Source organism: Variovorax gracilis, assembly GCF_030317115.1.
Lineage (GTDB): Bacteria > Pseudomonadota > Gammaproteobacteria > Burkholderiales > Burkholderiaceae_C > Variovorax > Variovorax gracilis.
This window is the reverse complement of the sequence record NZ_JASZYF010000003.1, coordinates 101151-120810: the sequence shown is the minus strand read 5'-3', so window position 1 is coordinate 120810 and position 19660 is coordinate 101151. Positions and strand designations below refer to the sequence as shown.

The following is a 19660-nucleotide window of genomic DNA, read 5'->3' as shown; positions in this document are numbered from 1 at the left end:
GCGCGGGTCGCGACAGCAACAATGGGCAGCGCACTACTGGAGAACACCATGCTGTGGCCCTCCGCCTCCGAGCTCGCCTTGAGTGCCCCGTTGCCGCCGGGCTACCACTACGAGCTGCTCGACCGACGCCAGATCCCCGTGCTGATCTCGGCACTCGAGGCCTGGTACCCAGGCATCGTTGTCGGCAACGCGAGTTGCCATCTGCGCGAGGACTTCTACGTGCAAAGGGTGCGTCTGGAGGATGAACCCGAGAGGGACTTCATCGTCATCCTGATCAAGCAGGGCGATCGGTTGGCAGGCGTGTTCTCGGGCGAGCGTGACGTGGACGGCGAGGTCCTGTACGGACGGATCTGCGCAATTTCTCCGGAGCACCGGGGCGCGCACCTGAGCCGGAGCGTTCCCTTGCTCGAGGAAGCGCTGGGCCGCGCGATGGGCATGGGCATGGCCTACGGCCTTGCCACGATGCACTATCCGCACATGCAGGCGACCTTCGAGCGCATGGGATGGCGGCTGGTCGGCATCACGCCTGGATTCGACCGGGAGCTCGTGGCGCCCGGCGTCGTCAAGCGTGTGTATGAAGCCGTCTACGCGAAGGTGCTGGTGGCAGAGGAAGGGTTGTTGCGGCCGCAAGCCCGGAGCATGACGCCGGCGGTGCGGGCCCTGTTCGGAATCCTCTTCCCGGGGGAAGGACCGTCAGCCAGTTCCCGATGAGCCACCGCCCAGCGCGGTGCTGCTGTTGTTGGCTGGAAGAGGATCCTGCAAGTCTCCCGCATTCGGCGACCAGCCCAGCGCTTTCGCGAGTTCGACTTCCCAGCGGTTCCTGGCCAGCTTGGCGAAGCCGTCCTCGTTGGGATGGATCTCGTCGAGCCAGTCGTTCGAAGCTTCCTCTGACTGGGGATCGGCAGGCGTCAGCAGCCCGCGCTGGTCGATGACGTGGACATTCGGTGCCGCGGCGAAGGCAAGCTGCAGTTGGCGATTCAGTTCGTCCACGATGGCGTCGGCGACCGATCTCATTTCGACGTCGCTCAACCCCGCCGCCAGCAGCGACGGATAGAGCCAGGGGCCACGACCTATCCGGGAGCCCGCGAAGATCGTCGCACCGGCAGGGCGGGGCTGCAGGTAGTCGTAGCCGTGCAAGAAGATGGGTGCCTTCCGCGTGATCGGGTCCTTGGCGTCATCGCGCATGTCGACGAATCGCTGGATGTTGGTGATGACGTCCTGGAAGAAGGCCGTGTAGCTGGCCGGCGTGGCCAGGCCCGCAAGGTCGCTCTCCGAGAGGCGGGACGACTGGCCTGCCCTGAGCAGTCCCTTGTTCTCGAACAAGTCGGAGAACAGGTTCTTGAGGTCGTTGCCGCCGGCGGAGAGCAGGATGGCCTTGAACGAGAAGAGCCTGAACATCTCCCGCGTCCGGCTCGCCTGCCATCCGCGCACCATGTCCCGGGCCTCGTCGCCGATGTGCGCGACGTCGACGACGCCCGCTACATAAGGTGTGCGGATTTCTTCGAGAAGGTTGGTTCCCTCCCTCGGGATCGGCGTGAACTTGTCGAACCACGAATCGCCTTCGGCGTAGACCAGGCAGTCGAGGGCAAGCTGGTTCATGGTCTTGATGACCACGGACGTGTCGGCACCGACGGTGTCGATGCGAACCATGCGCCGCCAGGTCTTGCTTGCCAGTCCCTGGTCGCTCAGGGCGAAATATTTCGTGATCACGGTCATGACGAATTCCTCCTCGGTCGCACACTATTGCGCGAATGCGGCGGCCACATCCTCCGAAATGAGGATTGCCAACCGCCGATCGAAACGGGTTGAATCGCTGGGGCCGGGCCTCAGACCCGGCGACTGGAGGTCGTGATGAGCGCAGTGATCGGAGAACCGGAACGGATGCACGGCGCAGACGTCGAAGAGGAATCGCCGGTCGAGGCGGTCGATCGCGGCAGTGGAGGCAGGGGCTCCTCGGCTCGCAGGCGCTCGAAACCGGATTCCGGCGATTCGGCCGGCTTCTCCATCGCATCGCTCTCCTGGCTCGCGGCGGGATCCGGCATCGTGGCATTGCTGCTCTTTTCGCTGCAGAAGGCGCTGAAGTTGCCCTCCGGCTTCGGCATCGAGGACCTGATGGGCTGGAAGAACGCCTTGACGGTACTTGAAGCGGTACGCAATTGGTGCCCGCCCATCTCCGAGCGTTGGCCGGCTGCGGCAGCCTACGTCCTGGTCGACACGGCACTGTTCATGCCGTTGTACGGGGCGCTCATCCTGGCTGCGGCAAGAGGCCTGGGCGGCGCGCTGCAGAAGGGCAGGCTGAAGCTGGTGCTGCAGCCCGTCAGCTGGATCCTGGTCATCGTCCTCTGGCTGGTCGACGGTATCGAGAATTTCGGCGGGGCCGAGCGAATCGGTGTCAGCCGTTGGGCCTTTTTCGTCAGTGCCCTGATTGCCGTCATCCTGTTCGCGATGTTCTGGCGCACGGTGAAGGCATCCCAGCGAGAACAGAAGCGCACCGTGTGCCTGAACACCACGGCGCTGTTGGCCGCGATGGCGATTCTGGGCCTGGTGGTACTCGTGCAGGGCAAGTCGGTGGCTTGTGGCGCGCTGGCCGATTCGAACTCCGTTGTGTACGGATTCACCGCCTGGGCCCATGACGTCAAGCCGATTGCAGTGCTGCTCGCGCTGATGCCGATCACGGTCGCGGCGGTCGTTTGGTGGTTCGGGATGGATCTCGACCTGCACGACGCGCTTCAGGAGGAGATGTCGGAGTGCCGCGCCGCCTGGCGATCGGGCGTGATGGGCGTCATCGGCCGGACCCGTTACATCCTTGCATTGCTGGGCCTGTTCGCCGCCTTCACGCTCGTGCTGGACCAGTGCCGCGATGTCCTGCTGGCGCTCGCGGGGCCACGGGGAAGCCAGACGGAGCCTTCGCCGCCGGGGTCGGGCGCGTGGAGCGTCGCGGTGTTGATCGTCGGGGCCATCTCCGTCGGCATGCTGGCCTACTCCTGCTGGTTGTGGACCCGGCTTGTGGGGATGGTCGAGCGCCCGGGGCTCGCACTCCCGGGCGGCAAGGATGTCCGCACCCAGGTCGGCGAGTTCGCGCGTGGATGGGCGCGTGCGATGTCCCTGGTGCCTCTTGTCATGTTCTGCGTGCTCGTCGCGCACACAGCCGGCGATGCGGGCGCAGCGGCGCGCGCAGGCCGGGGCACTCTCGCCGACAGTGGCCTTTTCGAGACTTTCGTGTATCTGGGCCTTTTCGCGACAGCCGCCATCGTGAGCGGATTCGCGTTCCTGGAGTTGCGCCGGAAGCTGTCGTTGAAAGACTCCGGCGACTACTACAACAGTGAATCCGACGTCTACATGCTGCTGCGCACGGGCACGATCATCAAGCGTCGCCAGGACGACGATGGCGCAGCCGGGCTTGGCGCAGCCGTGGTCGATCCGGCGTCGCCGGGGTGCCTGCATGCCATTCGCTCGAAGCTGGCACCGTTCTTCCGGACGCTCCAGCCGGTCGCACGCCTGTTTCGCCCGCTGATCCCGCTGAGCAGGCCCATTGGCCTGCCGCTGGTGGCGCTTGCGCTGATGCTTCTCTTGCGCGCGTGCATGGCATGGTGGCCTGACACCACCTCGCAGGCGCCAGCGACGTTTGCCTTGCTGTGCCTGGCGCTCGTCTGGTGGATGGGCGTGGCGGGCGCGATTTCGCTGGCGGAGCAGCGTCAGACCATTCCGTGGGGACTGGCCATCCTCGGCGTCGTCGGCGTTCTGGGCCTGTTGAAGCTCGTGGACAACCATGTCATGCCGCTCAACACGCTCGCGGGCGCGAGCGACACGACCTTGGCGACTTTGCGGAACAACGGCCTGACGGTGACAGTCCTGCTTTGCGCGATGAGCGTGGTGTTGTGGTTCGTGTTGCTCTACAGGCCTGCGACTTCGAGGGAAGACCCGAAGGTGCGGGCCTGGAGACCCAATGAACGCCTGCGTCGCTCCCTGTTGGCTGTCGTGGTTGTCGCAGGGGTCGGGGGCGGCCTTCACTTCGTTGATCGGGATACGCAGCCGCTGCTTCGTTCCACCGATCCGATCCGGACGGATCGCACGCTCGACCGCGTCGTGGCTGAACGGGCTTCCTCGTTGAAGGACGTTGTTCCGACCGAGGCGGACCATCGGGTCTACCTGGTCGCCAGCGAGGGCGGAGGCATTCGAGCCGCCTATTGGACAGCGCTGATCCTGGCAAAGCTCCATGACCGGCCCGCCGCGGCATCGTTCGACAGCCGCACAGTGGTGCTCAGCGGCGTGTCGGGGGGCGCGGTCGGAGAGGCGGTGTACATCGCCTGTCTGCGCGAAATGCCCCCCGGGCATCCCGTCGGCCCGTGCGTCAAGACACGTTTCGCTCGCCTCGATGCCCTGTCCCCCTTGCTGGGAGCGATGTTGTTCGAGGACGTGTTTGCCCGGATTCTTCCGCTGTACAGGGCGGGAGGTCCTTCGATCTGCGGCCAGCCCGGTTGCGGTTACCTGAGCAGGGCGCTGGGCTTCGAGCGGGAATGGATGCGGCAGTTTCCCGCGCTGGCGGATTCGCTTGCGCCTTCGTCCGCGAAACAAGGAGAACCTGAACTGATGCTCAACAGCACGTGGGTCGAATCGGGCAACCGTGCGACCTTGTCGACGATGCGGCTGCCCCCGCGCGACACGCCTGCGAGTCAGGACGTGATTGCGGAGGCCGGGTCTCAGCCGAGCCTCATCACCGCGGCCCATGCGGCGGCGCGCTTTCCCTTCATCAATCCACTCGGGGCGCTGCAGCCGGTGCAGGCGCAAGACCGTCGGGGGGCGGCGGAGGTCATCGGCCACCTGGCAGACGGCGGATACCACGACAACAGTGGGGCCGAGAGCCTCTCCGATGTGTTTCGCGCCTTGCGTGACAAGTTGCCGTCGGGCTGGAAGCCGCAATTGGTGCTCATCCGCAATGGGCAAATCAAGCCGCGCTGCGAGAAGCAGGGGTCCAGGGAGCCGGAGCCGCGTTGCCTGACGAAGAACGTACGAGCCGATGACGCGGACCTGGCAACACCGCAGAAGAGTGCCTCATGGGGCCTCTACGTGGACTTGCTGGGGCCACCCGTGACACTGCTCAACGTCTCCGGCATCGGGGCTCGAGGCAGGCAGGCCGTCGCCGCGATGGGTGCGGATCTGGCGCCGATGCGACCCTGGCTGCTCGACCAGACCACAGAGGTCACCTTGGTGCCGCTCGGCTGGTACCTGTCGCCCGCAGCGCGGAAGGCGTTGGATCATCAGGCGGAATGTGTGGTGACGCCCGATCAACCCGATTGCGCAGCCTCTCGCCCTCGCACTGACGTGAACGGCAGCGGCTAGCCCGGTGGTCTGGTCTAATCGGCCGGACACGGAGTTCCACCGATGTTCCACCCGCAAGATTGGCGCCCATCCTCCTGGAGAGGCCTCACTGCGCTGCAGATGCCGTCGTATCCCGATGCGCGCGCGTTGCAGGAGACGGAGCGACGCCTCTGCGGCCTGCCCTCCCTCATATTCCCCGGTGAGATCTCGCAATTGCGCGCACGCCTCGCGGCGGTGTCCCGCGGCGAGGCATTCCTGTTGCAGGGCGGTGACTGTGCGGAGAGCTTCGACGAGTTCGGCCAGGAGCCAGTGGAATCCACCTTCCGCGTGATCCTGCAGATGGCGGTCGTGCTCACCTACGCCGCGGCCTGCCCGGTGGTGAAGGTGGGGCGCATTGCGGGCCAGTTCGCCAAGCCGCGGTCCTCCGAGGTCGAAACGCAGGACGGGGCGACGCTGCCCTCCTACCGCGGGGACATCATCAACGGCAGCGAGTTCACGGCGCCGGCGCGGCAGCCGGACCCTTCCCGCCTGCTGATGGCCTACTCGCACTCCGCCACCACCCTGAACCTGCTGCGCGCCCTGGCCCAAGGCGGCTTTGCCGACCTGCACGAAGTGCATCGGTGGACCGCGGACTTCGTCCGCTCGAGCCCTCAGGGCGAGCGCTTCGAAGAACTCGCGGACCGCATCACGCAGTCGCTGGCGTTCATGGAGGCCTGCGGGTTCGACGCCTCCCGGGCGCCGCAACTGCACGCGGTCGAGTTCTATACCTCCCACGAGGCCTTGCACCTGCACTACGAGGAGGCACTGACTCGCTTCGACGAGCGCACTGCCAGTTGGTACGGAGGCTCGGCCCACATGCTCTGGCTGGGCGAGCGCACCCGCCAGTTGGACGGCGCCCATGTCGAGTACATGCGCGGCGTGGGCAACCCGATCGGCGTCAAGCTGGGGCCGTCGGCCAGCCCGGATGACGTGCTGCGACTCATGGATCTGCTGGACCCGGAGCAGGAACCCGGCCGCCTGGTGCTGATCGCCCGCATGGGAAGCGACAAGGTGGCCGAGCGGCTGCCGCCCCTGCTGCGCGCCGTGCACCGCGCCGGCCGCACGCCAGTGTGGTGCTGCGACCCCATGCACGGCAACACGGTGACCTCGACCACCGGCTACAAGACGCGCGACTTCGAACGCATCCTCCAGGAGCTGCGCGGCTTCTTTGCAGCGCACGGGCAGGAGGGCACCTATCCCGGAGGCCTGCATTTCGAGATGACGGGGCAGGACGTCACCGAATGCCGGGGCGGCGCGCAGGCGCTGACGGACGAGGGACTGTCGGCGCGCTATCGCAGCGCCTGCGATCCGCGATTGAACGGATCGCAGAGCCTGGAGCTGGCCTTCCTGATTGCGGAAGTGCTTTCCCGGCGCCGGCGGTGAAGGCCCATCGAAGGTTTCAGCGAAAGGAGTCCCATCGTGCAGATCGGCGTACAGAGCTTTGCCTCGCGGGTGCCACCGAGCTTCGACAGCAAGGGTGCGGAGCGGACTTACCTGCTGCAGCGCCTCGCTGCCGCTTGCCGCATCTTCGGCCGGCGCGGATTCTCCGAAGGGCTCCTGGGGCATGTCACGATGCGCGACCCCGAGCTGCACGATCACTTCTGGGTCAATCCGGTCGGTGTCGCCATGACCCGCGTCAAGGTGTCGGATCTGGTCCAGGTCAACCCACAGGGAAAGGTGATGCGCGGCAGCGGCATGGTCAATCCCGTCGGACTGCTGTTGCACACCGCCATTCACCAGGCACGCCCGGAGGTGATGGCCGTTTGCCACGCGCACGCGCTGCACGCGTCGACCTGGTCGTCCTTCGAGCGCCTGCTCGACCCCATCACGCAGGACGCCTGCATCTTCTTCGAGAACCAGGCGCTCATCCTGGAGCCCCGGGTGGTGCGCGATGCGGAGGCCGCGGCGCGGTTCGCTGCCGGATTCGGCGACAAGCGCGTCGCGATCCATGGCGGGCACGGCATCTTCTCGACGGGGCAGAGCATCGACGAGGCCGCCTGGTGGTTCGTGCTGATGAATCGGTGCTGCGAAGCGCAGCTCTTGGCGGAGGCGGCCGGAAAGCCGACCCATTGGCAGACGGAGGATGCCCGGTGGCTCGCGTCGGTACTGGGTTCTCCCACCTTCGGCTGGCTGTCGTTCCAGACGCTGTGGGATGACATCATCGCGAGCGACCCCGATCTCGTGGGTTGAAACCGCGGTCCTCCCATGAGCCATCCCCCTCGACTTGCTTCCTATTTCTGGAGCGGCGATGCCATCCGCAGCCGGAGCGTGAGCGATGTCGTGCTGTCAGGCATGGTCGACGTGCCTGCTCCCCCTGCCAGGCTCGTGGCCGATTGGGAGCGGGAGATTTCGCAGCGCCTGGGCCTGGAGCCCGGCGATGTCGAGCCATTGCCTTTGGCGAGAGCGCGCGTGCGTTGGCCGGACTACAGGCACTGCGTGCAGGCCGTGTCCGACTGGACGCGCTCGCTAGGCCTGCACGACGTGCTGGCCTCCAGCGACGTCGCCCTGATGGCCTGCCGCGGCGCGAGGTACCACCACGACGGCGCCCAATACGGCGGCGCGGCCTTCTGCAATCTCTTCGTGAGCGAGGACAGGGGGCTGGATGTGCATTTCCCTGTTGCTGGCCGTCGAATTTCCTTGGTGAGGGGCACGGCTCTGGTCTTCGACACCGCCCAGCCTCACGCCGTCATCCGGCGCGGCAGCAGCGGCTTCGATGAGGCGCAGTTTGCGCCTGGCCAGGATTGCACCCAGGTCTTCCTGACCTGGGAGCTTCCGATCGAGAACGCCGATGTCGGGCGCGCACTGGGAATCGCCTTCGACATCGACCCTGCGACGTCGCTGCGACTCGATGATGAGCAAGTCCTCCTGGACGGCGCACTTGCCAGCGTGTGCCCGGATTCGGGTGCCTACCGGTAGAAGGCCTCCACCTTGCCCTTCAGCTTGATCAGCAGGGGCTTGCCCTTGCGGTCCAGCGTGCGGCCTGCGGGCACCTTGATCCAGCCTTCGCTGATGCAGTATTCCTCGACGTCGCCGCGTTCCTTGTCGTTGAAGCGGATTCCGATGTCGTGTTCGAACACGGCAGGGACATGGTGCGGACTGCGCGGGTCGATCGACAGGTGGTCGGGGAGGGGTGGCTTCGGGGTGGCTTCGGTCATGAAATAAGGGTTCCTCAAGGGCCGCTATTTTGAAGGACCTACCGGTCGGTAGAAAAAGGTGTCTCACACGTGACGCGGTCTCAGGTGAAACCTTGAGGCGACCCGACCGATGCCACTTCCACAATCAGCCCCTTGCCTCGATGCCGCACCGGCGTCGTTCCCCCCGAGTCACACCGAGGAACACGTGGAGCTCTTTTTCCAGCAACTTCTGAACGGCCTCACCATCGGCGGCGTCTACAGCCTGGTGGCACTGGGCCTGACACTGGTGTACGGCATCCTGCACGTGCCCAACTTCGCGCACGGCGCGTTCTACATGACCGGTGCGTTCGCAGGTTATTACCTGATGGCCAAGCTGGGTGTGAACTACTGGCTGTCCATGGCCGGCGCGGCGGCCATCGTCGCGGTGATCGCGATGCTGGCGCAGAGGCTGGTGTTCCATCCCCTGCGCAATGCGCCCGAACTGCACGACATGATCGCCGCCATCGGCATCCTGCTGTTCCTCGAAGCGGGCGCGCAGGCGCTCTTCGGCGCGGACTTCCACCGCATGCCGACGCCGTACGGGCAGGTGGTCGAGGTCTTCGGGCTCACTGCGCCTTTGCAGCGCCTGCTGATCATCGCGGGCGCCTTCGGCCTGATGGTGCTGCTGCACCTGTTCCTCAATCACACGGTGCTTGGCTCGACCATCATCGCGATGGCGCAGAACCGTGACGGCGCCGCGCTGGTCGGCATCGACGCGACGCGCGTGACGCTGCTGGTGTTCGCCATCTCGGGCGCGCTGGCCGCGATCGCGGCAGTGCTCTATGCGCCGATCAACCTCGTCTACCCGGCCATGGGCAACCTGGTGATCACCAAGGCCTTCGTGATCATCATCCTGGGCGGCATGGGCAGCTTCCCGGGCGCGATCGTCGGCGGGCTGATCATCGGCATGGCCGAGAGCTTCGGCGGCTTCTATTTCTCGACGGACTACAAGGACATCATCGCCTTCGTGCTGCTGGTGGTGATCCTGTCCTTCCGGCCGCAGGGCCTGTTCACCGCGAAAGGGGCGCGCTGATGAACTGGCTTCAAGGCAAGACGGGCTGGGCGCTGCTGGCCGTCGTGGCGCTGGTGTTTCCGTTCTTTGCGCAGAACAACTACCTGATCTCGGTGGCGACGCAGGCCTTCATCATGGCCATCGCCGCGTTGGGGCTGAACCTGATCACGGGCTACACGGGGCAGTTCAACCTTGCGCACGGTGCCTTCATGGCAGTCGGTGCGTACACGGTCGGCATCCTGACGGTCGATCACCACGTCTCGTTCTGGATCGCCTTCGTGCTGGCCGGCGTCGTGACCGGCGTGCTCGGCTTCTTCATCGGCCTGCTGTCGCTGCGGCTCAAGGGCCACTACTTCTCGATCTTCACGCTGTGCGTGAGCTACATCATGTTCCTGCTGATCGAGAAATGGGAAAGCCTGACGCACGGGCCGGTCGGCATCATGGGCATCCCCGCGCCGACGGGCATCGGGCCGCTGCAATTCGGGACGCCGCTGTCGCAGTACTACCTGGTGCTGGCCTTCCTGGCGCTGGGCATCTGGATCATGTCGCGCATCGTGCGATCGCTGCTCGGCCGCAGCTTCATGGCGGTGCGCAACAGCGACGACCTGGCCGAAGCGCTCGGCATCGACCTGATGCGCACCAAGACGCTGTCCTTCGTGCTGTCGGTGGTCTACGCCGGGTTCGCCGGGGCGCTGTATGCGGGGCAGGTACGTTTTCTGGGCCCCGATCTCGCGAGCGAGGTCGTGACCTTCGACCTCGTCATGTTCACCTTGGTCGGCGGCATCGGCACGTTGCTCGGGCCGCTGGTCGGCACCTTCCTGGTCACCTGGCTCACGCAGAGCCTTCAGTTCCTGCAGGACTACCGCATGGTCGTGTTCGGCCCGGTGCTGATCGCGCTGATCATCTTCCTGCCCGACGGCATCGTGGGCACCTGGCTCAAGCGGCGCGCACAGCGCGCGGATGCGGCCAAGGCGGCAAAGGCGCGGCCATTGGAACCGGCCGTCACCGATGCGGTCGCGAGGGAGGCACAAGGCAATGCTTGAGATCAACGACCTGACAAAGCAGTTCTTCGGCCTCACCGCGGTCGACCAGGTGTCGACACGATTCGAGCGCGGGCAGGTCAGCGCCATCATCGGCCCGAACGGCGCGGGCAAGACCACCTTCTTCAACCTGGTGGCGGGCACGCACAGGCCGACTTCCGGGCGCATCAGCTTCAACGGCCGCGACGTGACCGGCATGCGGCCCGATCACGTCGCGAAGCTGGGCATTGCGCGCACCTTCCAGACCACGCACCTGTTCGACAACGCGACCGTGCTGGACAACCTGATCGTCGGACACCGCCTGCGCACCAAGTCGGGCCTGTGGGACGTGCTCGCGAACACGAGCCGGCTGAAGGAGGAAGAGCGCCTGTGCCGCGACAAGGCACAGGAAGCGCTCGACTTCGTCGGCCTCTCGCACATCGCCAACCGCATCGCGGCCGACATCACGCAGGAGGAGCGCAAGCGCGTGGCTTTCGCGCTGGCGCTCGCGACCGACCCGGAACTGCTGCTGCTCGACGAACCGGCCGGCGGCGTGAACCCCGAGGAGACGGTGGGCCTGGCGGCCCTGATCCGCAAGCTGGTGGACCACGGCAAGACCGTGTGCCTGATCGAGCACAAGATGGACATGATCATGCGACTGGCCGACAAGATCGTCGTGCTCAACAACGGCGCCAAGATCGCCGAGGGCACGCCCGCCGAGATCCGGCGCGATCCGCACGTGATCGAGGCCTACCTGGGAGCGGACCATGCTGCGGTTTGAAGGAGTCGACCTGCACTACGGCAGCTTCCGTGCGCTGAGCGGCGTCAACCTGCATGCAGCGCCCGGCGAACTGGTCGTCCTGCTGGGGGCCAACGGCGCGGGCAAGACCTCGATCTTCATGGCCGCGAGCGGCATCCAGAAGCCGAGCGCCGGCAGCATCCGCTTCGGCGATCGCGAACTGGTGGGCCAGCGGCCGGCGCAGATCGTCGGCGCGGGCCTGGTGCATTGCCCCGAGGGCCGCAAGCTGTTCCCGATGATGTCCGTGAAGAAGAACCTCACGCTCGGCGCCTATGTGCACCGGCGCGACAAGGCGGGCATCCAGCGTTCGCTCGACGAGGTGTTCGAGCTGTTCCCGATCCTCGAGAAAAAGCAGAACGATCCGGCCGGGTCTCTGTCGGGCGGGCAGCAGCAGATGGTCGCCATCGGTCGCGCCATGCTCGGCCGGCCCAAGCTGCTGCTGCTCGACGAGCCTTCGCTCGGTCTGGCGCCGCTGATCGTCAAGCAGGTGTTCGAGGTCATCCAGCGCATCAACCAGTCCGGCACTACCGTGCTGCTGGCCGAGCAGAACGCGTATTCGGCCCTGGCCATCGCGCACCGCGCTTATGTGATCGAGCGCGGCCACATCACGCTGGAGGGCGATCGCGATTCGCTGCTCCACAACGAGGCCGTGCGTGCCGCCTACATCGGCGCCTGAGCCGGCGCCAATTCATCTTTCCATCAACCGGAGACATTCCCTCATGAACAGAACCGCCATTTCCCGCCGTCGCCTCAACCTGCTGCCTGTTGCCGTGGCCCTTGCGGCTGCGTTCGGCGCCGGCAGCGTGCTCGCGCAGGACACGGTCAAGATCGGCTTCACCGGGCCTTTGAGCGGCGGCGCCGCGCTCTACGGCAAGAACGTGGTGAACGGCATGGAAATGGCGATCAAGGAAATCAACGCCGCGGGCCTGGAGGTCGGCGGAAAGAAGGTCAAGCTTGAACTGGTGGCGCTGGACGACAAGTACTCGCCGGCCGACGCGGCGATCAACGCGCGCCGCCTGGTGCAGCAATACCAGACCCCGGCCGTGTTCGTGCCGCACTCGGGCGGCATCTACGCGATGCAGGCCTTCAACGAGCAGGAGAAGTTCATCGTGATGGCGTACTCCAGCACGCCGAAGATCACCGAGACCGGCAACAAGCTCACCATCCGCATTCCGCCCACCTTCAACTCGTACATCGAGCCCTTCACCAACTACGAGATGAAGAAGTTCGGCAAGAAGGTCGGGATGCTGCCGGGCGACCACGAGTACGCGAAGAACTGGTCACAGCTTTTCGCCCCGGCCTGGGAGAAGGCGGGTGGCACCATCGCGTCCAACAACCCGATGTCCTATAACCGCTCGGCCGACTTCTACAGCGGCGTGAGCCGCGTGCTGGCCGAGAAGCCGGATGTGCTCTTCGTCGGCGGCCCGTCGGAGCCGACCGCGCTGGTGGCCAAGCAGGCGCGCGAGCTGGGCTTCAAGGGCGGCTTCCTGATCATGGACCAGGCCAAGCTCGACGAGATGGCGAAGGTCACGGGCGGCCTCGCTCCGCTCGAAGGATCGATCGGCGTGCTGCCGGTGTCGTACGACGATCGCGTGGGTCCCAAGACCTTCGCGGCCGCCTACCGCAAGGCCTACGGTGCCGACAAGGACCCGACCACCGAATCCTCCTACAACTACGCGCTGACGCATGCGGTGGCCCTCGCGATGAAGCTGGCCGGCACGACGACGGACGCCGCGGCCATCCGCGCCAAGATCGGCGAGGCACTCACCAAGCTGCCGAAGGAAACGAACGCGGGCAACTTCAACGGCGTGGATGCGGTCGGCGGCACCATCGTCGATCCGTTGGTCGCCACGGTGGAGGGTGGCAAGATCAAGCCGGTGAACTTGAGCGATCTGATGAAGTAACCCGTGGACCGTGCCAGGTCCACTCGGAAAGAGAGGCATGCCATGTCCCATGTTTCATTCGAAGTCGACCAGGCGATCTGCACCATCACCCTGAACCGGCCGGAGAAGCGCAACGCCGTCAACGGCGTGGTCGCCGCCGAGCTGCTGGCGGCGTTCGAACGCTTCGAGGCCGACGGCGCATTGCGCGTCGCCGTGCTGACGGGCGCGGGCGGCCACTTCTGCGGTGGCGCCGACCTGGGTGCCGTCGGCAATCCGGCCGAGCGCAACGAACTCGACCCCGAAGGCGGCGGCAACGGGCCGATGGGGCCGACGCGCATGGCGCTGTCGAAGCCGCTGGTCGCCGCGGTCAACGGCTTTGCGGTGGCTGGGGGATTGGAGCTCGCGCTGCTAGCGGACCTTCGCGTCGCGGACGAAGACGCGACCTTCGGCGTGTTCTGCCGACGTTGGGGCGTGCCGCTGATCGACGGCGGCACCGTGCGGCTGCCGCGCATCGTGGGCATGGGGCGTGCGCTCGACCTCATCCTCACGGGACGCGCGGTGCCGGCGCCCGAGGCATTGGCGATGGGCCTTGTCAACCGGCTCACGCCACCGGGCGGCGCGTTGACGGCGGCCCAGGAACTGGCGCGGCAGATCGCCGCCTTTCCGCAGCAATGCATGCTGGCCGATCGCCGTTCGGCCTACGAGCAGTGGGATCTGCCGCTCGACCTGGCACTGCGGCGCGAAGGGGCGCAGGGCGTTCCCGTGGTGCTGGCGGAAGGCGAGGCAGGTGCGGCGCGATTCGTGGCCGGCGCCGGGCGGCACGGCCGGTAGGCGTGGCCCAGTCCTGTACACTGCCGTCTCCATGACGTGCCATCCCATCCATATCGCATTCGACGCCACCCGTCCGGGCCGCGCAATGCTGCTCGCCCTCGTGCGGGCAAAGGGCGCACGAATGATTACCACGATGACCCCCGCGGCTACCTGAGCACGCGCAGGTGGCCGTTCCGGCAGCCACCTGGTGATCTCTCTTCTCCCCGAATGAATGAAACCCAGCTCTGGCAGCTGGGTTTTTTGTTTTTTTGTCCGGAGAAGTCCATGTACCTTGATCCAGTCCAGTCATTCGAGCCGTTGCGCAGCCGCTGCGCACCCACCCGCCCGCTGCGCGTGGGCATGATCGGCATCGGAACGGTGGGCGCAGGCACGTTTCGCGTGCTGGCCCGCAACCAGGCGGACATCGCCGGCCGCGCAGGCCGGGCGATCGAGATGGTGATCGTGTCGGCGCGCAACCTGTCGCGCGCCGCCGGCATCGTCGGCGAAGGCATCGAGTTGACCGACGACCCGCTGCGCGTGGCCACGCATCCCGATGTGGACGTGGTGGTGGAGGTGGCGGGCGGCACCGGCCCGGCGCGCGACTGGTTGCTGGCCGCCATCGCGCAAGGCAAGCACGTGGTCACGGCCAACAAGGCGCTGCTGGCCGTGCACGGAACCGAGATATTTGCCGCCGCGCGGCAGCATGGCGTCGCCGTGGCGTACGAAGCGGCAGTGGCGGTGAGCATCCCCATCATCAAGGCGCTGCGCGAAGGCCTGGCGGCCAACCGCATCGAGTGGGTGGCCGGCATCATCAACGGCACGACCAACTTCATCCTGAGCAAGATGCGCGACGAAGGCCTGGACTTTGGCGCCGCCCTCGCGCAGGCGCAGGCGCTCGGCTATGCCGAGAGCGACCCGAGCTTCGACATCGAAGGCATCGACGCCGCGCACAAGCTCACGCTGCTGGCGGCCAATGCCTTCGGCATGCCGCTGCGCTTTGACGACGCGCAGGTCGAGGGCATCACCGCGCTGCAGGGGATGGACGTGGCGTGCGCGGAGCAACTGGGCTTTCGCATCAAGTTGCTGGGCGTGGCCCGCCGCCGCGAACATGGCGTCGAGTTGCGCGTGCAGCCCGCGCTGGTGCCGGCCACGCAACTGATGGCGCATGTGGACGGATCGATGAACGGCATCATGGTCAAGAGCGATGCGGCCGGCGTGACGATGTACTACGGCGCTGGGGCCGGGTCCGAGGAGACGGCGTCGGCGGTGATTGCTGATCTCGTGGACGTGGCCCGGCTCGATGGCACGCCCGCGGCGCAGCGCGTGCCTCACCTGGGCTTTCACGCGAATGCAATGAACGCGTTGCCGGTACTGCCTCGCGCTGCGGTGTGCACGCCGCACTACCTGCGGGTGCCCGTGCATGCCGCGGGACAGGTCGAGGAAGTGGCGGCCTGGCTGGGGAGGCGGGACCTGCCGGTGCGACAGGTGGTGCGGGCGTCGGACCGGCCGGGCATGGGCGTACAGGCGCTGGCGCTGACCGAGCCGATGGCTCAGGGCGCGTGGGATCAGGCCGTCCGCGTGCTGCAGGTGCACCCGATGGTGGCCGGATCGCTGGCGACGCTGCGGGTGGAGGAGCTCGCGGGGTGACTGCCCACCCCGGGGCGGGGGCCGTCAGGCCACGCGGTGCTTGCCGTACTCCATGCGCGCAATCGCACGGTTGTGCACTTCGTCCGGGCCGTCGGCCAGCCGCATCGTCCGCATGCTCGCGTACTGCTTGGCCAGCCCGAAGTCCGTCGTCACGCCGCCCGCGCCATGCGCCTGGATGGCGTCGTCGATGATCTTCAGCGCCATGCGAGGCGCGGCGACCTTGATCATCGCGATCTCCAGTTGCGCGACCTTGTTGCCGACCCGGTCCATCATGTCCGCTGCCTTCAGGCACAGCAGGCGCGTCATCTCGATGTCGATGCGCGCCTCGGCCACGCGCTGCTCCCACACGGATTGCTCGGAGATGCGCTTGCCGAAGGCCACGCGCGACTGCAGGCGCCTGACCATCTTTTCAAGCGCGACTTCGGCGCTGCCGATGGTGCGCATGCAGTGGTGGATGCGCCCGGGGCCGAGGCGCCCCTGCGCAATCTCGAAGCCGCGCCCTTCGCCCAACAGCAGGTTGGACACCGGCACGCGCACGTCGCGGAACACCACTTCGGCGTGGCCATGCGGCGCATCGTCGAAGCCGAACACCGGCAGCATGCGGACGATCTCGATGCCGGGCATGTCCAGCGGCACGAGAATCTGCGACTGTTGCGAATGGCGCGGCGCCTCGGGGTCGGTCTTGCCCATCACGATGGCGATCTGGCAGCGCGGGTCACCCACGCCCGACGACCACCACTTGCGGCCGTTGATGACGTAGTGGTCGCCGTCGCGGCGGATCTCGGTCTGGATGTTGGTCGCGTCCGAGGACGCCACGTCGGGTTCGGTCATCAGGAAGGCCGAGCGGATCTCGCCGGCCAGCAGCGGCTGCAGCCACCGGGCCTTGTGCGCGTCGCTGCCATAGCGGATCAGCACTTCCATGTTGCCGGTGTCGGGCGCCGAGCAATTGAAGACCTCGGACGCGAAGCCGACCTTGCCCATTTCTTCGGCGCACACCGCGTATTCGAGATTGGTCAGTCCCGCGCCTCGGTAGGGGCTGTCGTCCGGCACCGAGTCGCGCGGCAGGAAGAGATTCCACAGCCCTTCTGCCTTGGCCTTGGCCTTGAGCTCCTCGACGACGGGAACGACCTGCCAGCGGTTCTCGCCGAAGTCTTTCATCTGCTGCATATACACCGGTACGGCGGGGTGGACGTGCTGGTTCATGAAGGCCACGACGCGCTCGCGCCAGTGCACCTGCCTGTCGGAAAGGGTGAAGTCCATGGGAGTCTTTCGTGAATGGAATGTCAGCGGCCCAAAGCCAGGAATAGCGCGGCACCGGCTTTGCCGGACCGCTGGTGCGGCCCCCGGCAGGGAGTGGCGACACGAAGTGCGCGAAGCCAGGGGGCGAGTTTCAGCACGTCACGCCGCCGTCGATGACGAGGCTTTGACCGGTCATGAAGGCGCCTGCCTGCGAGGCGAGGAAGACGGCAGCGCCGGCGATCTCGTCGGGCTCGCCGATGCGCCGCAGCGGCGTGTTGGAAGTGCGGTGCTTCAGGTTTTCGGCGTCCTCCCACAGCGCGCGCGCAAAGTCGGTCTTGATGAGCCCGGGCGCGATGCAGTTCACCCGGACGTTGTATGGCCCGTACTCGACGGCCAGGTTGCGTGCGAGCTGGAAGTCCGCGGCCTTCGAAACGTTGTACGCGCCGATCACCGGCGATCCGCGCAGCCCGCCGATCGACGAGACGATGATGATCGAGCCCTCCCTGCGCTCGATCATCTGCGGCACCGCGAAGTTGATCAGCCAGTGGTTGGCGATCACGTTGTTCTCGAGGATCTTGCGGAACTGGTCGTCCTCGATGCCGCCGAGCGGGCCGTAGTACGGGTTGGAGGCCGCGTTGCACACCACGATGTCGACCCGGCCGAGCTGCCGCGTCGTCTCTTCCACCAGATGCTGGAGATCCTGCTTGGAGGAGATGTTGGCGGGTATCGAGATCGCGGCGCCCTCGCCGTGGGCCTGATTGATGGCATCTCGCACCTCGGCGCAGGGCTCGGGCTTGCGTGACGAGATGACGACCTTGGCGCCGTGCTCGGCCATGCGCTCGGCGATGGCGCGGCCAATGCCACGCGAAGAGCCCGTGATGATGGCCACCTTCCCGGCCAGCGAAAACAAGGACATGGATGTCTCCTGAGTGCCTGAAATACAAAGACCGGATCTTCGAAGAACGACGGAAAAAGAACGGTCCTTTAAGTGACTCGGCTTCCAAGCCGTGGCGTACTGGATGTTCCATCCGGTGCGCATCAGCCGGGCGCCGTCTGATAATCGCGCGCCCCCACCATCGATTGCCACGCATGCCCGTCGAGACTCCGAGAGAAACGCAGACTGCGCGCTTCAACGAAAAGCGCGATGCCATTCTGGGCGCTGCGGCGTTGCGATTCAACGAACAAGGGGTGAAGGGCGCGACTCTCGCCGACATTGCGGCCAGCGTGGGCCTGGTGACCAACAGCGTCACCTACTACTACCGCAAGAAGGAAGACCTCGCGACAGCCTGCTTCCTGCGGGCCATCGCGCTGTTCGACGACATGGCGAAGGCCGCGGCGCGCCAGCCGAATGTCGACGGGAGGGTGCGCGCGTACTTGCGCGCCCACGCGGCCTTGCAAGCCGCCGTGCGCCTGGGGCAGCATCCGCCGGTGGTGGTCTTCAGCGACGTGCGGGCGCTGCCGAGTCCCCAGCTCGAAGCAGTGCATCGCGCCTACACGGACATGTTCCGCCGCGTGCGCGCGCTCCTGAAGGGCGAGGAGACCGCGGCGTGGTCGAAGGACACGCGCAATGCCCGCACCCACATGCTGCTGTCGCTCGCGAACTGGCTGCCGGTGTGGTTCGGCCGGTACGAGGAGTCGGAATACGTGCGAATGGCCGAGCGCGTGGCCGACATCGCGCTCCACGGCATGGTCGGCGTGGCGGCCGAATGGCCGGTGGAGGAGGGCGGAGATGCGTCGCTGTTCGGGCCAACGGAAGCCGGCGCCATGGACGCGTTCCTGCGCGCCGCCACGGCACTCGTCAACGAGCAGGGCTATCGCGGCGCGTCGGTCGACAAGATTTCGGCCCGGCTGCATGTGACCAAGGGATCCTTCTATCACCACAACGACAACAAGCTGGACCTGATCGCTGCCTGCTTCGAGCGGACCTTCAAGATGGTCCGGCAGGCGCTGGCAGCCGCCGAGTCGGACAGCGGCAGCGGTTGGAGCCGCGCCGCCGCGGCGACCAGCGCGCTGGTGCGCTTCCAGCTCTCCGCGCAGGGTCCGCTGCTTCGGCTTTCGTCCACCAGTGCGCTGCCCGATCGGGCGGACCGCGCGCGTGTCCACAAGACACTGCAGCAGTTGACCGAACGGATGGCGAGCGTGCTCGTCGATGGGTTGGTGGATGGCTCGGTGCGCCCGCTGGACACCTCGATCGCGGCGCAGATCGTGATGGGTCTCGTCAACGGAGCCGCGGAACTGCACCGCTGGGTGCCGGCAGTCACCGAAGCCTCGGTGGTCGCGCTCTACGTGCGGCCGATCTTCGGCGGGCTGTTGAGTGCCGAAAGCGGGAAGCTCAGCGGTTCGGACGGCGCCGCGGGCGTTTCAGGTAGGCCTCCCGCACCACGAGCGCCATCGTCTCGATCGGCGTGAAGACCAGCGACGCTGCCGCGAGCACGGCGCAGCAGAAATCCCCCAGCTGGAAGACCGCCGGCGGATAGGGCTGGGAGAGAAAGCGGCTGATCACCACGGCGTGGGCCACGAAGAGCACCAGGTTGGCAACCACCACGGCCACCAAGAGCCGGCTGCGGAACATGGCGGAGCAGATCAAGGCCTGCAGCGTGGCGGCGGCGAGCATCGACATGCCCATGGGATAGCCCGCCGCATAGGCCTCAAGGCCGAGCGCCGCGAGCACCAGAGAGGCGGCGGCCAGGAGCGCCGACTTCCGGCGCACGGCTGCCATG

At 66.5% G+C, this 19660-nt stretch carries 18 protein-coding genes; 13 read left to right on the top strand and 5 right to left on the bottom strand.

Features of this window, described 5'->3' with window-relative positions; genetic code table 11:
- Window positions 1-48 precede the first annotated feature (48 nt).
- Window positions 49-711: a hypothetical protein gene (locus QTH97_RS08450; RefSeq protein ID WP_286567684.1), complete on the top strand. Its 663-nt coding sequence runs from the start codon at window positions 49-51 to the stop codon at window positions 709-711.
- Here the strand turns inward: QTH97_RS08450 and QTH97_RS08445 are convergent.
- Window positions 694-1716, bottom strand: a complete 1023-nt coding sequence (locus QTH97_RS08445; RefSeq protein WP_286567683.1) for an SGNH/GDSL hydrolase family protein — start codon at window positions 1714-1716, stop codon at window positions 694-696. The genes QTH97_RS08450 and QTH97_RS08445 overlap by 18 nt on opposite strands.
- A gap of 135 nt (window positions 1717-1851) precedes the next feature.
- Here QTH97_RS08445 and QTH97_RS08440 point away from each other — a divergent pair, with 135 nt between their 5' ends.
- The 4 genes from QTH97_RS08440 to QTH97_RS08425 are packed head-to-tail and all read left to right on the top strand — an operon-like array spanning window position 1852 to window position 8274.
- Window positions 1852-5340: a hypothetical protein gene (locus QTH97_RS08440; protein ID WP_286567682.1), complete on the top strand. Its 3489-nt coding sequence runs from the start codon at window positions 1852-1854 to the stop codon at window positions 5338-5340.
- A gap of 42 nt (window positions 5341-5382) precedes the next feature.
- Window positions 5383-6741: a class II 3-deoxy-7-phosphoheptulonate synthase gene (locus tag QTH97_RS08435; protein ID WP_286567681.1), complete on the top strand. Its 1359-nt coding sequence runs from the start codon at window positions 5383-5385 to the stop codon at window positions 6739-6741.
- A gap of 36 nt (window positions 6742-6777) precedes the next feature.
- Window positions 6778-7548 (top strand): class II aldolase/adducin family protein, encoded by a 771-nt coding sequence (locus tag QTH97_RS08430; protein ID WP_286567680.1) that lies wholly within the window; start codon window positions 6778-6780, stop codon window positions 7546-7548.
- Between the two features lie 15 nt (window positions 7549-7563).
- Window positions 7564-8274 (top strand): hypothetical protein, encoded by a 711-nt coding sequence (locus QTH97_RS08425; RefSeq protein WP_286567679.1) that lies wholly within the window; start codon window positions 7564-7566, stop codon window positions 8272-8274.
- Here QTH97_RS08425 and QTH97_RS08420 read toward each other — a convergent pair.
- Window positions 8265-8513, bottom strand: coding sequence for a DUF3297 family protein (locus QTH97_RS08420; protein ID WP_286567678.1), 249 nt, complete (start codon window positions 8511-8513; stop codon window positions 8265-8267). The genes QTH97_RS08425 and QTH97_RS08420 overlap by 10 nt on opposite strands.
- A gap of 184 nt (window positions 8514-8697) precedes the next feature.
- On the opposite strand from QTH97_RS08420, the gene QTH97_RS08415 reads away from it, so the two are divergent.
- The 7 genes from QTH97_RS08415 (at window position 8698) to QTH97_RS08385 (ending at window position 15701) form a co-directional block, all read left to right on the top strand.
- Window positions 8698-9564 (top strand): branched-chain amino acid ABC transporter permease, encoded by an 867-nt coding sequence (locus tag QTH97_RS08415; protein ID WP_286567677.1) that lies wholly within the window; start codon window positions 8698-8700, stop codon window positions 9562-9564.
- Entirely contained in the window at window positions 9564-10586 is a 1023-nt protein-coding gene (locus QTH97_RS08410) for a branched-chain amino acid ABC transporter permease (RefSeq protein WP_286567676.1), read from the top strand. Before QTH97_RS08415 ends, QTH97_RS08410 begins: the two co-directional genes overlap by 1 nt.
- Window positions 10579-11343 (top strand): ABC transporter ATP-binding protein, encoded by a 765-nt coding sequence (locus QTH97_RS08405; RefSeq protein WP_286567675.1) that lies wholly within the window; start codon window positions 10579-10581, stop codon window positions 11341-11343. The genes QTH97_RS08410 and QTH97_RS08405 overlap by 8 nt, the downstream gene beginning before the upstream one ends.
- A complete protein-coding gene (locus QTH97_RS08400; RefSeq protein WP_286567674.1) occupies window positions 11330-12037 on the top strand; it encodes an ABC transporter ATP-binding protein in 708 nt (235 codons plus the stop codon). The genes QTH97_RS08405 and QTH97_RS08400 overlap by 14 nt, the downstream gene beginning before the upstream one ends.
- 43 nt (window positions 12038-12080) lie before the next feature.
- Window positions 12081-13265 carry an ABC transporter substrate-binding protein gene (locus QTH97_RS08395; RefSeq protein WP_286567673.1) on the top strand — a complete coding sequence of 395 codons (1185 nt, stop codon included), beginning with the start codon at window positions 12081-12083 and terminating at the stop codon, window positions 13263-13265.
- 42 nt (window positions 13266-13307) lie between these two features.
- On the top strand, window positions 13308-14075 hold the full coding sequence (locus QTH97_RS08390; protein ID WP_286567672.1) for a crotonase/enoyl-CoA hydratase family protein: 768 nt from the start codon (window positions 13308-13310) through the stop codon (window positions 14073-14075).
- Between the two features lie 264 nt (window positions 14076-14339).
- A complete protein-coding gene (locus QTH97_RS08385; protein WP_286567671.1) occupies window positions 14340-15701 on the top strand; it encodes a homoserine dehydrogenase in 1362 nt (453 codons plus the stop codon).
- A gap of 24 nt (window positions 15702-15725) precedes the next feature.
- Here the strand turns inward: QTH97_RS08385 and QTH97_RS08380 are convergent, their stop codons facing one another.
- Both QTH97_RS08380 and QTH97_RS08375 read right to left on the bottom strand, forming a co-directional pair.
- Window positions 15726-16961: an acyl-CoA dehydrogenase family protein gene (locus QTH97_RS08380; RefSeq protein WP_286567670.1), complete on the bottom strand. Its 1236-nt coding sequence runs from the start codon at window positions 16959-16961 to the stop codon at window positions 15726-15728.
- A 130-nt stretch (window positions 16962-17091) separates the two neighbouring features.
- The gene (locus QTH97_RS08375; RefSeq protein ID WP_286567669.1) at window positions 17092-17856 is read right to left on the bottom strand and encodes an SDR family NAD(P)-dependent oxidoreductase; all 765 of its coding nucleotides are present in this window, start codon (window positions 17854-17856) and stop codon (window positions 17092-17094) included.
- Between the two features lie 173 nt (window positions 17857-18029).
- On the opposite strand from QTH97_RS08375, the gene QTH97_RS08370 reads away from it, so the two are divergent.
- The gene (locus QTH97_RS08370) at window positions 18030-19349 is read left to right on the top strand and encodes a TetR/AcrR family transcriptional regulator (protein WP_286567668.1); all 1320 of its coding nucleotides are present in this window, start codon (window positions 18030-18032) and stop codon (window positions 19347-19349) included.
- Here QTH97_RS08370 and QTH97_RS08365 read toward each other — a convergent pair.
- Window positions 19273-19659, bottom strand: a complete 387-nt coding sequence (locus QTH97_RS08365; RefSeq protein WP_286567667.1) for a hypothetical protein — start codon at window positions 19657-19659, stop codon at window positions 19273-19275. The two genes, QTH97_RS08370 and QTH97_RS08365, sit on opposite strands and share 77 nt — an antisense overlap.
- Between the last annotated feature and the right edge of the window lies 1 nt (window position 19660).

Bases quoted from the DNA above. Each gene is read 5' to 3' on its own strand.
- QTH97_RS08400 (WP_286567674.1), top strand. From the start codon at position 11,330: ATGCTGCGGTTTGAAGGAGTCGACCTGCACTACGGCAGCTTCCGTGCG.
- QTH97_RS08440 (WP_286567682.1), top strand. From the start codon at position 1,852: ATGAGCGCAGTGATCGGAGAACCGGAACGGATGCACGGCGCAGACGTC.
- QTH97_RS08395 (WP_286567673.1), top strand. From the start codon at position 12,081: ATGAACAGAACCGCCATTTCCCGCCGTCGCCTCAACCTGCTGCCTGTT.
- QTH97_RS08425 (WP_286567679.1), top strand. From the start codon at position 7,564: ATGAGCCATCCCCCTCGACTTGCTTCCTATTTCTGGAGCGGCGATGCC.
- QTH97_RS08375 (WP_286567669.1), bottom strand. From the start codon at position 17,856: ATGTCCTTGTTTTCGCTGGCCGGGAAGGTGGCCATCATCACGGGCTCT.
- QTH97_RS08405 (WP_286567675.1), top strand. From the start codon at position 10,579: ATGCTTGAGATCAACGACCTGACAAAGCAGTTCTTCGGCCTCACCGCG.
- QTH97_RS08420 (WP_286567678.1), bottom strand. From the start codon at position 8,513: ATGACCGAAGCCACCCCGAAGCCACCCCTCCCCGACCACCTGTCGATC.
- QTH97_RS08370 (WP_286567668.1), top strand. From the start codon at position 18,030: ATGCCCGTCGAGACTCCGAGAGAAACGCAGACTGCGCGCTTCAACGAA.
- QTH97_RS08365 (WP_286567667.1), bottom strand. From the start codon at position 19,659: ATGGCAGCCGTGCGCCGGAAGTCGGCGCTCCTGGCCGCCGCCTCTCTG.
- QTH97_RS08445 (WP_286567683.1), bottom strand. From the start codon at position 1,716: ATGACCGTGATCACGAAATATTTCGCCCTGAGCGACCAGGGACTGGCA.
- QTH97_RS08385 (WP_286567671.1), top strand. From the start codon at position 14,340: ATGTACCTTGATCCAGTCCAGTCATTCGAGCCGTTGCGCAGCCGCTGC.
- QTH97_RS08410 (WP_286567676.1), top strand. From the start codon at position 9,564: ATGAACTGGCTTCAAGGCAAGACGGGCTGGGCGCTGCTGGCCGTCGTG.
- QTH97_RS08435 (WP_286567681.1), top strand. From the start codon at position 5,383: ATGTTCCACCCGCAAGATTGGCGCCCATCCTCCTGGAGAGGCCTCACT.
- QTH97_RS08390 (WP_286567672.1), top strand. From the start codon at position 13,308: ATGTCCCATGTTTCATTCGAAGTCGACCAGGCGATCTGCACCATCACC.
- QTH97_RS08380 (WP_286567670.1), bottom strand. From the start codon at position 16,961: ATGGACTTCACCCTTTCCGACAGGCAGGTGCACTGGCGCGAGCGCGTC.
- QTH97_RS08450 (WP_286567684.1), top strand. From the start codon at position 49: ATGCTGTGGCCCTCCGCCTCCGAGCTCGCCTTGAGTGCCCCGTTGCCG.